A 14,020-nucleotide genomic window follows, 5' to 3' on the forward strand; every position below is an offset into this window, starting at 1 on the left:
TGCCCGACTCATTACGCTGGTTCCGTGACCTCGGCTGAGCTTCCCGACCTGTCCACCTACGACGGCGTCCTGTTCGACCTCGACGGCGTGCTCACTCCGACCGCCGACGTGCACATGCACGCCTGGCAGACGATGTTCACCGAGCTCTTCAGCGCCTGGGGCATCACACCGGCGTACACCGCCGACGACTACTTCCGCCACCTCGACGGCAAGAAGCGGTACGACGGCGTCGCGAGCCTGCTGCGCTCGCGTGACGTCGAGGTGCCGTGGGGCGATCCGAGCGACGACCCGTCAGCGGACACGATCTGCGGCATCGGCAATCGCAAGAACGCCGTGTTCGAGCGCGTCCTGCGATCCGAGGGCATCGCGCCCTACCCGGGATCGCTCGCCCTGGTCGACAAGCTCCAGGCAGCCGGGACCCCCATCGCGGTCGTCTCGAGCTCGAAGAACGCGCGCGAGGTCCTCGCCGTCGCGGGCCTGCTCGAGAGGTTCCCCGTCGTCATGGACGGCGTCGTCGCGGAAGAGCGTCATCTGCCCTCCAAGCCCGCGCCCGACGTCTTCGCCGAGGGGGCGCGCATGCTCGGCGTCGACCCGGCCCGCTCCGTCGCCATCGAGGACGCCCACTCGGGTGTCGAGTCGGCCGTCGCGGCAGGCTACGCTCTCGTGGTCGGCGTCGATCGCGGTGCCGGTGCCGATGCGCTGCGTGCGCTCGGAGCCCACGTCGTCGTCGACGACCTCGACGCCTTCGTCTGATCACGTCTACACCCGCCCGCATCGCCCGCCTCCAGCAGCGGGAACCCGTCCTCCGGAAGGCCATCATGATCGATCGCGATCGCTTCCCCGTCGACCCCTGGCGTCTCGTCGAGAGAAGGTTCTCGGTCGAGGACATCGGCGTCACCGAGACGCTCTTCGCCGTGGGCAACGGCTACCTCGGGCTGCGAGGAAACCACCCCGAGGGGCGCTACGCCCACGAGCACGGCACCTTCATCAACGGCTTTCACGAGATCTTCCCGATCCGCCACGCCGAGCAGGCCTTCGGCTTCGCCGAGGTCGGTCAGACGATCATCAACGCGCCGGACGCGAAGGTCATGCGCGTCTACGTCGACGACGAGCCGCTCTCGCTCGACATCGCCGACATCCGCGACTACGAGCGGGTGCTCGACATGCGCACCGGCGTCCTCACGCGCAAGCTGCTGTGGGTCACCCCCAGCGGCAAGGAAGTGCAGGTCGACTTCGAGCGCCTCGTGTCGTTCGAGCAGAAGCACCTGGCGATCATGCGGCTCACGGTGACGGTGCTCAACTCCGACGCTCCGGTGTCGGTGAGCAGCCAGATCGTCAACCGCCAGGACGGCGAGGACGTCTACGGCGGCTCGGCGCCGGGCCGTGCTGCTCCCGGTTTCGACCCGCGCAAGACCGAGAAGATCGAGGAACGCGTCCTCCAGCCCCAGGAGTACTGGCAGGACGAGGACGGCCGGTCGGTGCTGTCGTACAAGTCGTCCAACTCGGGCATGACGGTGTCGGTCGTCGCCGATCATCTGATCGAGACCGAGAACGAGTTCTCGACACGGCGACTCGTCGAACCCGACATCGCCAAGAACGTCTTCCGCGTCAACGCGCGCCGGGGCGTTCCGATCACCGTGACCAAGCTCGTCAGCTACCACACCTCGCGCGGCGTGCCCGCCCGCGAGCTCGTCGAGCGGAGCCGTCGCGTGCTCGACCGGGTTCGCGAGGAGGGCGTCGAGGTCCAGTTCGAGCGGCAGGCGGCGTGGTGCGCCGACTTCTGGCGCCGCTCCGACGTCCGTATCGGCGGCCACGAGGACCTGCAGCAGGCGACCCGGTGGTGCCTGTTCCAGCTCGCGCAGGCGGCCGCCCGCGCCGACGGGCAGGGGGTCCCCGCCAAGGGCGTGACGGGTTCGGGGTACAGCGGACACTACTTCTGGGACACCGAGGTCTACGTCCTGCCGTTCCTCGCCTACACGACGCCCCTCTGGGCCCGGAACGCGCTGCGCATGCGCTACCTCATGCTGCCGGCCGCACGCCGCCGCGCCCGGCAGCTCAACGAGGCGGGCGCCCTGTTCCCCTGGCGCACCATCAACGGCGAAGAGGCGTCGGCCTACTACGCCGCCGGCACCGCGCAGTACCACATCAACGCCGACGTCAGCTTCGCCCTCGCGAAGTACGTGCGGGCGACCGGTGACGTCGACTTCCTCTACCGCGAGGCGGTCGACATCGCCGTCGAGACGGCGCGGCTGTGGTCCACGCTCGGGTTCTGGCGTTTCAGCGAGAACGGTGACGCCGAGTCGTTCCACATCCACGGCGTCACCGGCCCCGACGAGTACACGACGGTCGTGAACGACAACCTCTTCACGAACGTGATGGCGCGGTTCAACCTGCGTTTCGCGGCGCGCACGGTCCGCGACATGGCCGAGCAGGCGCCGGAGGCGTACCGTGCCCTCACCGAGCGTCTCGACCTCGACCCGGCCGAGGCCGACGGGTGGGAGCGGGCGGCCGAAGCGCTGCTGATCCCGTTCAGCGAGTCGCTGCGCATCCACCCTCAGGACGCGGTCTTCCTCGAACGCGAGGTGTGGGACCTCGAGAACACCCCCGACAGCCAGCGTCCGCTGCTGCTGCACTTCCACCCGCTCGTGATCTACCGCTACCAGGTGCTCAAGCAGGCGGACGTGGTGCTCGCGCTGTTCCTCCAGGGCAACCACTTCACCGACGAGGAGAAGCTGGCCGACTTCGAGTACTACGACCCGCTCACGACCGGCGACTCGACTCTGTCGGGTGTCGTGCAGTCGATCCTCGCGGCCGAGGTCGGATACCAGGACCTCGCGCTGGAGTATTTCCTCGAGTCGATCTACGTCGACCTCGGCGATCTCCACAGCAACGCGTCGGACGGGGTGCACGTCGCCTCCGCCGGCGGTGTGTGGACCGCCCTCGTGTCGGGCTTCGGCGGCATGCGCGACCATTACGGCGCCTTGAGCTTCGACCCGCGTCTGCCGCGTGACTGGCCCTCGCTGGAGTACACGCTGCACTGGCAGGGCACGCGCCTCGACATCACGCTGACGGCCGATGCGATGACGGTCGCCGCCGGCCCCGGCGACGCGGTCGAATTCTCCGTCCGCGGACGCGACGTGCGGGTCGAGGGCGGAGAGACCGTCCGGATACCGCTCGCGGGTCAGGGCCCGCTGCTCTCGGGGCGGCCGTCGCTGCGTCAGCTCGCCGACGCCAGGCGCGAGGACGGGTCGCTGCTGTCGGCGTCGATCCCGGATGCGACCGTCACGACGTCCATCCCCACGGTGACGACGGAGGTGCCCGTGATCACCGGCGAGATCCCCGTCGTCGATGATTACGCGCAGACCTTCGCCGACCAGCAGGTGAGCACCGACTCCTGACGTCGCCGGGGCGCCCGGTCCTCGTCTGCGGCGGGTCAGGCCCGCGCGGCGACCTCGCGTGCCCCGGCGGCCGTGGCGGTCGCGTCGGTCATGATCGCGCGGACGGCGTCGCGGCCCGCGCGGTTGGCTCCGACCGTCGACTGCGACGGGCCGTAGCCGATGAGGAAGAGCCGCGGCTCGTCGACCGACCGCCCGTTCGCGACCCGGATGCCGCCGGCGGCGGTCCGCAGGCCCAGCGGTGCCAGGTGGGGGATGTCGGCTCGAAATCCGGTGGCCCACAGGATCGCGTCGGCGCCCTCCAGACGGCCATCTCGCATGCGCACGCCGGTTGGCTCGATCCGCTCGAACTTCGGATGCCGCACGAGCACGCCGCGTTGCTGCGCCGACTCCGCCCAGCGATTCCAGTGCAGGCCGGTGACCGAGATGACGCTGCCGGGAGGAAGCCCCTGCCGCACGCGCTCCTCGACCCCCGCGATGGCCGCGATGCGCGCGGCGGTGTCGAACCCGCCGGCATCCCACCGCAGCTCGTCGCGCGTCACCCAGAAGGTGTCGGCGACGCGGGAGATCTCGTCGAGCAGCTGGATGGCCGAGATCCCGGCGCCCACGATGACGACCCTTTGCCCGGCGAACTCGTCGGCCGAGACGTAGTCGTGCACGTGCAGCTGACGGCCAGCGAAGGTCTCGGCTCCCGGGTAGCGGGGCCAGAACGGGCGGCGCCACGTCCCCGTGGCGTTGACGACCCAGCGCGCCGACCATGACCCGGTGCCCGTCACCACGCGCAGACGACCGCGCGGATCGGCGTCTTCGCGTTCGACGCGCCGCACCTCCACGGGGCGATGCACGCGGAGGTCGAAGCGGCGCTCGTAGTCGTCGAAGTAGGCCGGCAGCACGGTGCGTGCCGGAGCCCGCGGATCGGCCGGCGGCACGGCGAATCCCGGCAGCTCGTGGATGCCGTTCACGGTCTCCATCCGCAGTGATTCCCACCGGTGCTGCCAGGCGCCGCCGGGGCCGTCTTCGGCGTCGAGCACGACGAACGTTCGCACGGGTGCATCGGAGGGTGCGTCTCCGGGGGCGACCGGGACGAACCCGCGACGCCGCAGATGGTAGGCGGCGGAGAGACCGGCCTGCCCTGCGCCGATCACGACGACGTCGACCCGGGCGGCTTCCATGCCCGGTGCAACCGCGCGCGGGCGCGCGCTGTTCCCGCGGTGGCGGATGCCGACAGGGCCGGTGTCAGCGGTACGCCGTAGTCTGTCTGGGTGACCACCGCCCTCTACCGCCGCTACCGTCCCGAAGCGTTCGGCGAGATGATCGGCCAGTCGCAGGTGACCGAACCCCTGATGACGGCGCTCCGCTCCGACCGCGTCGGTCACGCGTACCTCTTCTCCGGTCCCCGCGGCTGCGGCAAGACCACCTCGGCCCGCATCCTCGCCCGCTGCCTCAACTGCGCGCAGGGACCCACAGACACCCCGTGCGGCACCTGCGACAGCTGTGTCGAGCTGAGCCGCGGCGGCGGTGGATCGCTCGACGTCGTCGAGATCGACGCGGCATCCCACAACGGTGTCGACGATGCCCGCGACCTGCGCGAGCGCGCCGTCTTCGCCCCGGCTCGCGACCGCTTCAAGATCTTCATCCTCGACGAGGCGCACATGGTCACGGCTCAGGGCTTCAACGCCCTGCTGAAGCTCGTCGAGGAGCCGCCGGCGCACGTGAAGTTCATCTTCGCGACGACCGAGCCCGAGAAGGTCATCGGCACGATCCGCTCGCGCACGCACCACTATCCGTTCCGTCTCGTCGCGCCCGCGGCGATGCTCGAGTACGTGGAGCAGCTCTGCGCCCAGGAGGGCGTGCAGGTCGAAGCCGGTGTCCTCCCGCTCGTCGTGCGTGCCGGGGGAGGGTCGCCGCGCGACACGCTGTCGCTGCTCGACCAGCTGATCGCCGGCTCCGACGACGGCGCCGTCGCGTATGAGCGCGCCGTCGCCCTGCTCGGTTACACCCACGCCGAGCTGCTCGACGAGGTCGTCGGGGCGTTCGGCGCCGTCGACGCTGGGGCGGCCTTCGCGGCCGTCGACCGCGTCATCCAGACGGGCCAGGACCCGCGGCGGTTCGTCGACGATCTGCTCGAGCGCCTCCGCGATCTCATCATCGTCTCGGCGACCGGCCAGGGCGCATCCGCCGTGCTGCGCGGCGTGTCCGCCGAAGAGCTCGAACGGATGGGACGCCAGGCCGCGCTCTTCGGCACCGACCGTCTCTCGCGCACGGCCGATCTCGTCGTGACCGCGCTCGACGAGATGTCGGGGGCCACATCACCGCGGCTGCAGCTCGAGCTGCTGGTCGCGCGCGTGCTCGCCGCGGCCCAGCACGGCGTTCCCGCAGCCGATCAGGCGCCGGTCGCCGCGGCCCCCGCGTCGCATGCCTCGTCGCCCGCGTCCGCGCCCGCAGCCCCGCCACGCATCGTCACCCCCGCTCCGGCGCAGGTTCCGGCCTCCGCGCAGCCCGACCGTGCAGCGGCCTCGCCCGCTCCCGCGGCACAGCCGTCCGCGCCGGCGACCGGCGCTGCGGCGGCCGCATCCGGCTCGGCGGCCGCGGCCCCGGCGGAACCGCGCGATCCGTCGACCGTGACGCTCGCGCAGATGCGCGACGCCTGGCCCGAGGTGCTGCAGCGTCTCGAGACGATCAGCCGCACCTCGTGGATGATCGCCTCCGTCGCCTCGCCCGTCGCCTTCTCCGAGACCGGCGTGCTCACCCTCTCGTTCCAGAGCCAGTCCGACGTCCTGCAGTTCAAGAAGCTCAACGCCGGCAAGGGCCCGAGCGAAGACCTGCGCGGCGCGATCCTCGGCGTTCTCGGGGTGCGGGTGAAGTACGTCGCTCGTCACGATTCCGACCCCGGCGGCGGACCGGCCCCGGGCGGGCCCACACCTCCGCCTGCCGGCGGGCAGCCCGGCGGCGCTCCCCGGCAGCAGCCCTCCACGGATCAGCGGCAGCCGGTGCAGGCGCCCTCGTCGCAGCAGGCTCCGGGCGGTCAGCGGGCCGCGGGTGCCGCCTCGGCGCCGGCGGGCGGCCGCCCGACCGCAACCGCGTCACCCTCCGGCTCCTCCTCCTACGCCGCCCCCGTCACGGAGTGGGCGGTTGCGCCGATTCCGCAGGGCGACCCGGCGCCGCAGTTCGCGGTGGACGACGAGCCCGAGGATGCCGTCGCGGCGCCCGTGCGCACGCTCACGGCCCCCCACGACGGTGACGTCGACCCGTACCCCGAGCCTCTGCCGCCCATCGACGAGGAGGACCGCGACTACCCGCCGCCGCCCGTCGACGACTACGCGCCGCTGCCCCCGCGCGCGCCGGTCGCCGTGGAGCGGCCCGCGGCCGCGCCTCCGACCGCAGACCGGAACGGCTCCGGTCCCGAACGGCCCGCTGCCGCCCCCGTTGCCGCGCCCTCGAACGGTCGAGCGAACGCGGCGCCCGCGCGGGGCGGGATCGAGCGATACGGCGAGGCGGTCGTGCGCCAGATGCTCGGTGCCACCTTCGTCCGCGAAGAACCCTTCACCTCACCCACGAGATTCGGCTAAGCCATGTACGACGGCATCGTCCAGGACCTCATCGACGAATTCGGCCGCCTGCCCGGCATCGGACCGAAATCGGCGCAGCGCATCGCGTTCCACATCCTGCAGACCCCGACCTTCGACGTCTCGAAGCTCTCGCACCTGCTCGGCGAGCTGCGCGAACGCGTACGGTTCTGCGATATCTGCGGCAACGTGTCCGAGCAGGACCGCTGCGCGATCTGCCGCGACCCGCGGCGCGACGGCACGTTCATCTGCGTCGTCGAGGACGCCAAGGACGTCGCCGCGATCGAGCGCACCCGTGAGTTCCGGGGCCTCTACCACGTGCTCGGCGGAGCGATCAGCCCCATCGGCGGCGTCGGCCCCGACGACCTCCGCATCGCGCAGCTCATGCAGCGCCTCGCCGACGGCACCGTGCAGGAGGTCATTCTCGCCACGAACCCGAACCTCGAGGGCGAGGCGACGGCGACCTACCTCAGCCGCCTCCTGACGACCCTCGAGATCCGGGTCACGCGCCTGGCATCGGGCCTTCCCGTCGGGGGCGACCTCGAATACGCCGACGAGGTCACGCTGGGCCGGGCGTTCGAGGGACGCCGCCAGCTCTGACGGCATCCCTCGAGGTCGGGGTCAGGCCTGCTGGTCTGCGAGACCCACGACGTCGAGCAGCCAGGCGAGCTCGAAGGCGCGTTCGCGCCACGAGTTGTACCGGCCGCTCACGCCGCCGTGACCGGCGACCATCTCGCACTTCAGCAGCGCGTCGACACCGACCTCGCGCAGGCGGGCGACCCACTTGGCGGGCTCGACGTACATCACGCGGGTGTCGTTGAGCGAGGTGACCGCGAGGATGCGCGGGTACGTCGCGTCCTCGCGGACGTTCTCGTACGGCGAGTACGACTTCATGTACGCGTAGACGTCGGGGTCGTGCAGCGGGTCGCCCCACTCGTCCCACTCGATGACCGTCAGCGGCAGGGAGGGATCGAGGATCGTCGTCAGCGCGTCGACGAAGGGGACCGCGGCGAGGATTCCGGCGAACAGCTCGGGGGCGAGGTTGGCGACGGCGCCCATGAGCAGTCCGCCCGCTGATCCGCCCTCGGCGGTCATCCGGTCGGGCGAGGTGTAGCCGGTCTCGACGAGGTGGCGGGCGACGGCGACGAAGTCGGTGAAGGTGTTGCGCTTGTGCAGCAGCTTCCCGTCTTCGTACCATTGCCGCCCCATCTCGCCGCCACCGCGCACGTGAGCGACGGCGAATACGACGCCGCGGTCGAGGAGCGACAGGCGCGCCACTGACATGGCCGGGTCGATCGAGTGCTCGTATGAGCCGTAGCCGTACAGATGCAGGGCGCGGGGCTGACCGCTCGCCCCGTCCGCGGGGTCTCCGAACGACCGCTTCCAGACGACCGAGACCGGGATGCGCGTTCCGTCATCGGCCGTCGCCCACACCCGTCGCTGCTCGTAGTCCGCGGGGTCGTAGCCGCCCAGCACCGGCTGGCGCTTGCGCAGCAGCAGGTCTCCGGTCGCGACGACGTAGTCGTAGACGGTGCCGGGGGTGACGAATGAGCCGTAGCCGAGACGCAGGACGGGCGGCGCCCACTCGGGGTTGCCGCCGGAGCCCACCGTGTAGAGGGGTTCGTCGAACTCGAGCTCGGTGACCGAGCCCGAGGCGTAGTCGAAGATGCCGAGACGCTGCAGCCCGTCGCGCCGGTAGCCGAGCAGCGCCCAGTCGCGGAACGTCGAGAGGCCCTCCAAACGGCGTCCCGGCTGGTGGGGGAGCACGACCTCGCGCGCACCCGTCGGGTCTTCGGCCGAGACCCGCACGAGCTCGAAGTCGAGCGCGTCGTCGTTGTGCAGGACGTAGAGCACATCGGCGCCGTCGACGATCGCGTGCGAGACGGAGTACTCCACGCCCTCACGGCGAGGCCACACCGAGCGCGGCTCCGCCCGCAGGTCGTCGGCCGGCACGAGGAACTCCTCGCTCGTGATCGACGAGCCGACCTCGATCACCAGATACCGGTCGCTGCGCGTGAAGCCGGCACCCACCCAGTACCGTTCGTCGGGCTCGTGGAAGAGGCGTTCGTCGGAGGCCGTGTCGGTGCCGATCTCGTGCAGCCAGACCGAGTCGGGTCGCCAGGCGTCGTCGACGGTGGAATAGACGACGAACCGGCCGTCCGGTGACAGCGAGGCTCCGGCGAAGGTGCCGGCGATCTCATCGGCGAGGTTCTCGCCGCTGGCGATGTCGCGCAGGCGAAGGGTGTACCGCTCGTCGCCCTCGGTATCGACGCCGTACAGCAGCAGCGAACCGTCGGTGGAGACCTCGAAGCTGCCCAGCGAGAAGAACTCCGCTCCTTCGGCCTCGACGTTGCCGTCGAGCAGCACCTGCTCGCCGGGGACGTCGACGCCGGGTTCGAGCTGCGGGGGAGTCCAGTCATCGGGTGAGGCCAGGGGAGCGCGGCAGTGGATGCCGTACTGGCTGCCCTCGACCGTGCGGCTGTAGTACCACCAGTCGCCGCGGCGGCTCGGAACGGACAGGTCGGTCTCGAGGGTGCGCCCCTTGATCTCCTCGAAGATCCGCTCGCGCAGCCCGCTCAGGTGCGCCGTGCGGGCGTCGGTGTACGCGTTCTCGGCCTCGAGGTGCGCGACGACCTCGCCGGCTTCCTTCTCGCGCAGCCACTCGTAGCGATCGACGAACTCGTCGTCGTGGTGCGTACGGCGGTGCTCGCGCACAGCTGCAACGGGGGCCGCCGGCGCGTCGGAGGGGGACGGAGTGGGGATGTCGCGGGTGTCGGTCACCGTTCCACGCTAGCGCCGCGGCCGCCTGATCCGGCCGCTCGGATTCACGGTGACGGCGATGGTGTGGCAGGATTCGATGGTCCGGTTGCCGGACCCTGAACAGACGGTGAACTCTTCGTTCGCGCCCGCCGCTGCCGCGGCATCCCGACCCGTACTCGAGGACCCGCGCTCGCGGGCCCGCACGCACAGAGAGCGCACAGTGGAAACCGCTGTACTCATTCTTCTGCTGGTCATCGGACTGGCACTCTTCTTCGACTTCACCAACGGCTTCCACGACACCGCCAACGCGATGGCGACGCCGATCGCGACGGGGGCCCTGAAACCGAAGGTCGCCGTCCTCCTGGCCGCCGGCCTCAACCTCGTCGGAGCCTTCCTGTCCACGGAGGTCGCCAAGACCGTCTCGCACGGCATCATCCACGAGGATCAGCTCGCCGCCACCGCGCTGCTGCCGCTGATCTTCGCGGGGTTGATCGGCGCCATCACGTGGAACATGCTCACCTGGCTGCTCGGCCTCCCGTCGAGCTCGTCGCACGCCCTCTTCGGCGGCCTCATCGGCGCGACCCTCGTGGGCGTCGGCGCGATGGCCATCGACTTCGGCGTCGTGCTGAGCAAGATCATCCTCCCGGCGCTGATCGCCCCCGTCACGGCCGGCCTCATCGCCTTCACGGTCACGAAGGTCGCCTACGCCGTGACCCGCCGCCACGACGGAAAGCCGGACGGCCGCGACGGGTTCCGCTGGGGCCAGATCTTCACGTCGTCGCTCGTCGCGCTCGCCCACGGTACGAACGACGCTCAGAAGACGATGGGCGTCATCACGCTCGCCCTCATCGCGGCCGGGTGGCAGAGCGCCGAGCACGCCGAACCGCAGCTGTGGGTCATCGTGGCGTGCGCCGTCACGATCGCGCTGGGCACCTACATGGGCGGATGGCGCATCATCCGTACCCTCGGCAAGGGGCTCACCGACGTCAAGCCCGCGCAGGGCTTCTCGGCCGAGGCGTCGACGGCGTCGACGATCCTCGCCTCGAGCGCGCTCGGCTTCGCGCTGTCGACGACGCAGGTCGCATCCGGCTCGGTGATCGGCTCCGGACTCGGACGCCGCGGCTCGACGGTCCGCTGGGGCACGGTCGGTCGCATCGCCGTCGGCTGGCTGCTGACGCTCCCCGCGTCGGGCGCGGTCGGCGCCGTGGCGGCGCTCCTGGTCGTGTGGCTCGGCCCGGTGGGCATCGTCATCGATGCGATCGCCGCCGTCGCGATCGTGCTGGCGCTGTTCCTCCGCTCGCGCCGCAACGAGGTGCACGCGGGCAACGCCATGAGCGAGGTCGCCGACTCCGGCCTGGCCGTCGACGTGCCCTCCGATCCGCCGCCCACCCGGCGGCAGCGGCGCGCGAAGGCGGCGGCCGCGGCGAAGAACTCGGGCTCGGAGCAGACGGAGGGCGAGCGATGAACGTCTCGATCGACTGGTTCGCCTTCGTCCAGGTGTTCGCGGCGGCCATCACGGGCGCCGTGCTCGTCGTCGGCTTCTACGCACTCGGGCTCCGGATGCTGGTGCGCGCGGGCCGGGTGCCGGTGGTGACTCCCGCGGAGTTCACCGACGCGATCGCCGTCATCAGCGAGAAGCAGGCGCGCCGTCACGCGAAGGCAGCGGCCAAGGCGGCGAAGAAGAATCCGCTGACGGCGGGGCAGAAGAGGATCGCGCTCGTCACGGCCTACGGCGCCTTCGCCCTGTGCGGTCTCGCCGTCCTCGGCGGCATCGTCCTCATCGTGGCGGGACGGTAGGACCCCCGGCATAGGCTGTGGCCATGACCTCAGCAGTGCCGTCGGACGGTTCCACGCAGCCCCGCGACCGCGCGGCATCCGTGCGTTTCGGGCGTCACGAGCCCGCGGCGCACGTCCTCGTCCATGTCAGCGACACCCACCTGCTGGCGGGCGGGGCCGCGCTCGGCGGGCGCTACGACGTCGAGGCCAACCTCGCCGCCACGCTCGCGGCGATCGAGCGCACCGGCGTCCGACCCGACGCGCTGGTCTTCACCGGTGACCTGACCGACCTCGGCGAGCCGGACGCCTACCGCCGCCTCCGCGACGCGGTCGAGCCCGTCGCGGACCGCTTGGGTGCACCGGTCGTGTGGGTGGCCGGCAACCACGACGAGCGCGACGCGATGCGCGTGGGGCTGTTCGGCGGGCCCCCGACGCAGGAACCGCTGACCGGGGTCTGGGATCTGGCGGGCCTGCGCCTGATCGCCCTCGACTCCACGGTGCCCGGCTGGCACCACGGTGAGATCGACGCGTGTCAGCGCGACTGGCTGCGCGAGATCCTCGCGGAGCCCGCGCCCCAGGGCACGATCCTCGCGATGCATCACCCGCCGCTGCCCAGCCACGTGCCCTTCTTCGACATCCTCGAGCTGCGCGACCAGGACGCCCTCGCCGAGACCATCGCGGGAACGGACGTGCGCGGCATCCTCGCGGGTCACCTGCATTACTCCACGTCCGGCACCTTCGCGGGGATTCCCGTCTCCGTCGCCTCCGCCACGTGTTACACGATGAACCTCCAGCGCCCGCCGCAGGCGGTCAACGGCATGGACGCCGGCCAGGCGTTCCAGCTCGTGCACGTCTACGACGAGGTGATCACCCACACCGTCGTGCCCGTCGTCGAGGCTCCGACCGGCGAGTACTTCTCCGCCGAATGGGTCGCCGACATGGCGCGGTTGTCGCCGCAGGAGCGTCTCGAGGCGTTTTCGCGCAAGCGCTGACTAGGCTGGGACCGTCCCTCCCATCGCCGTGAGACCCACAAGGACCAGCGCATGATGTCGTCCACTCCCGCCACCCGCACCGAGACCGATTCGCTCGGCTCGCTCGAGATTCCCGCCGACGCCTACTGGGGCGTGCACACCGCTCGTGCCCTCGAGAACTTCCCGATCTCGCAGCGGCCGATCTCCGTCTATCGCGACCTCGTCCGGGCCCTGGCGATGGTCAAGCAGGCGTCGGCGCGCGCGAACCGCGAGATCGGGGTGCTCGATGCCGAGCGCGCGGACCTGATCGACCGTGCCGCTCAGCTCGTCATCGACGGCGAGTACCACGACCAGTTCGTCGTCGGCGTCGTTCAGGGCGGTGCCGGCACCTCGACGAACATGAACGCGAACGAGGTCATCACCAACATCGCCCTCGAGCTCGCGGGGCGTCCCAAGGGCGACTACGCGTTCCTGTCGCCGATCGACCACACGAACCGCAGCCAGTCCACGAACGACGTCTACCCGACGGCGATCAAGGTCGGGCTCGCCCTCGACCTGGAGGGGCTTCTCGACGAGCTGGCGCTGCTGCGCGAATCGTTCCTCACGAAGGCCGTCGAGTTCCACGACGTCCTCAAGGTCGGTCGCACGCAGCTCCAGGACGCCGTCCCGATGACGCTCGGGCAGGAGTTCCACGGCTTCGCGACGACGCTGGGGGAGGATCACTCCCGTCTCGGCGAGAACGCCTCGCTGCTCTACGAGATCAACATGGGCGCGACCGCAATCGGTACCGGTATCACGACCCATCCCGAGTACCGCCCCGCTGTCGTCCGCCATCTGCGCGAGATCACCGGCCTCGATCTGTCGAGCGCCGTCGACCTCGTCGAGTCGACCAGCGACACCGGCTCGTTCATGTCGTTCTCGTCGTCGCTGAAGCGCAACGCGATCAAGCTGTCGAAGATCAGCAACGACCTGCGGCTGCTCTCGAGCGGACCCCAGGCCGGCTTCGGTGAGATCAATCTGCCGGCCCGGCAGGCGGGGTCGAGCATCATGCCCGGCAAGGTCAACCCGGTCATACCCGAGGTCGTCAACCAGGTCGCCTTCGCGGTGGCCGGCGCCGACCTGACGGTGACGATGGCGGTCGAGGGCGGTCAGCTGCAGCTCAACGCCTTCGAGCCGATCATCGCGCACTCCATCTTCCAGTCGATCACCTGGATGCGGCGGGCGATGCGGACGCTCCGCGTCAACTGCGTCGACGGCATCACGGCGAACCGCGAGCGCCTCGGGGCCATGGTCGGGTCCTCGGTCGGTGTCGTGACGGCTCTGACGCCCTTCATCGGCTACGCCGCCGCAGCGGCCCTGGCCAAGACCGCGCTGCTGACGCACCGCAACGTGGGCGATCTCGTCGTCGAGGCGGGGCTGATGTCGCGCGAAGAGGTCGACAAGCAGCTCTCGCCCGCGCGCCTGTCGGGTCTGCAGGCCGTGACGGCGGCCATCCCGATCGTCCTCGCCGACGCCGAGGAGAGCGTCTCGGGCTGACAAGGCTTTGTGCCGC

Annotated in this window: 10 protein-coding genes; 8 read left to right on the forward strand and 2 right to left on the reverse strand. The window is 70.7% G+C overall.

The window, feature by feature from the left end; translation table 11 throughout:
• The first annotated feature begins 24 nt into the window (after positions 1 to 24).
• Positions 25 to 753, forward strand: coding sequence for an HAD family phosphatase (locus tag DO944_RS00505; protein ID WP_112613677.1), 729 nt, complete (start codon positions 25 to 27; stop codon positions 751 to 753).
• A 65-nt stretch (positions 754 to 818) separates the two neighbouring features.
• The gene (locus DO944_RS00510; protein ID WP_112613679.1) at positions 819 to 3,398 is read left to right on the forward strand and encodes a glycoside hydrolase family 65 protein; all 2,580 of its coding nucleotides are present in this window, start codon (positions 819 to 821) and stop codon (positions 3,396 to 3,398) included.
• A 35-nt stretch (positions 3,399 to 3,433) separates the two neighbouring features.
• Here DO944_RS00510 and DO944_RS00515 read toward each other — a convergent pair whose 3' ends face one another.
• Positions 3,434 to 4,567 carry an NAD(P)-binding domain-containing protein gene (locus DO944_RS00515; RefSeq protein WP_112613681.1) on the reverse strand — a complete coding sequence of 378 codons (1,134 nt, stop codon included), beginning with the start codon at positions 4,565 to 4,567 and terminating at the stop codon, positions 3,434 to 3,436.
• Between the two features lie 90 nt (positions 4,568 to 4,657).
• On the opposite strand from DO944_RS00515, the gene DO944_RS00520 reads away from it, so the two are divergent.
• Complete coding sequence (locus tag DO944_RS00520; protein ID WP_112613683.1) at positions 4,658 to 6,964, forward strand: DNA polymerase III subunit gamma and tau; 2,307 nt, start codon at positions 4,658 to 4,660, stop codon at positions 6,962 to 6,964.
• A gap of 3 nt (positions 6,965 to 6,967) precedes the next feature.
• Positions 6,968 to 7,561: a recombination mediator RecR gene (gene recR / locus DO944_RS00525; RefSeq protein WP_112613685.1), complete on the forward strand. Its 594-nt coding sequence runs from the start codon at positions 6,968 to 6,970 to the stop codon at positions 7,559 to 7,561.
• A 21-nt stretch (positions 7,562 to 7,582) separates the two neighbouring features.
• Here the strand turns inward: recR and DO944_RS00530 are convergent, their stop codons facing one another.
• Positions 7,583 to 9,742, reverse strand: a complete 2,160-nt coding sequence (locus DO944_RS00530; protein ID WP_396652001.1) for a S9 family peptidase — start codon at positions 9,740 to 9,742, stop codon at positions 7,583 to 7,585.
• A 199-nt stretch (positions 9,743 to 9,941) separates the two neighbouring features.
• Here DO944_RS00530 and DO944_RS00535 point away from each other — a divergent pair, with 199 nt between their 5' ends.
• From DO944_RS00535 to DO944_RS00550, 4 genes are read left to right on the forward strand one after another with little or no spacing between them, the layout of a single operon-like run.
• A complete protein-coding gene (locus DO944_RS00535; RefSeq protein WP_112615029.1) occupies positions 9,942 to 11,186 on the forward strand; it encodes an inorganic phosphate transporter in 1,245 nt (414 codons plus the stop codon).
• Positions 11,183 to 11,518, forward strand: a complete 336-nt coding sequence (locus DO944_RS00540) for a peptidase (protein WP_112613687.1) — start codon at positions 11,183 to 11,185, stop codon at positions 11,516 to 11,518. Before DO944_RS00535 ends, DO944_RS00540 begins: the two co-directional genes overlap by 4 nt.
• Before the next feature lie 23 nt (positions 11,519 to 11,541).
• A complete protein-coding gene (locus DO944_RS00545; RefSeq protein ID WP_112613689.1) occupies positions 11,542 to 12,489 on the forward strand; it encodes a phosphodiesterase in 948 nt (315 codons plus the stop codon).
• Between the two features lie 54 nt (positions 12,490 to 12,543).
• Positions 12,544 to 14,004: an aspartate ammonia-lyase gene (locus DO944_RS00550; RefSeq protein WP_112615031.1), complete on the forward strand. Its 1,461-nt coding sequence runs from the start codon at positions 12,544 to 12,546 to the stop codon at positions 14,002 to 14,004.
• The last annotated feature ends 16 nt before the right edge of the window (positions 14,005 to 14,020 follow it).

This window comes from Microbacterium sp. SMR1, from assembly GCF_003289625.1.
Classification (GTDB): Bacteria; Actinomycetota; Actinomycetes; order Actinomycetales; family Microbacteriaceae; genus Microbacterium; species Microbacterium plantarum.

What these genes read in the sequence shown, in the direction of transcription:
- DO944_RS00510 (WP_112613679.1), top strand. Translation starts at nt 819, where the DNA reads ATGATCGATCGCGATCGCTTCCCCGTCGACCCCTGGCGTCTCGTCGAG.
- DO944_RS00515 (WP_112613681.1), bottom strand. Translation starts at nt 4,567, where the DNA reads ATGGAAGCCGCCCGGGTCGACGTCGTCGTGATCGGCGCAGGGCAGGCC.
- recR (WP_112613685.1), top strand. Translation starts at nt 6,968, where the DNA reads ATGTACGACGGCATCGTCCAGGACCTCATCGACGAATTCGGCCGCCTG.
- DO944_RS00540 (WP_112613687.1), top strand. Translation starts at nt 11,183, where the DNA reads ATGAACGTCTCGATCGACTGGTTCGCCTTCGTCCAGGTGTTCGCGGCG.
- DO944_RS00545 (WP_112613689.1), top strand. Translation starts at nt 11,542, where the DNA reads ATGACCTCAGCAGTGCCGTCGGACGGTTCCACGCAGCCCCGCGACCGC.
- DO944_RS00550 (WP_112615031.1), top strand. Translation starts at nt 12,544, where the DNA reads ATGTCGTCCACTCCCGCCACCCGCACCGAGACCGATTCGCTCGGCTCG.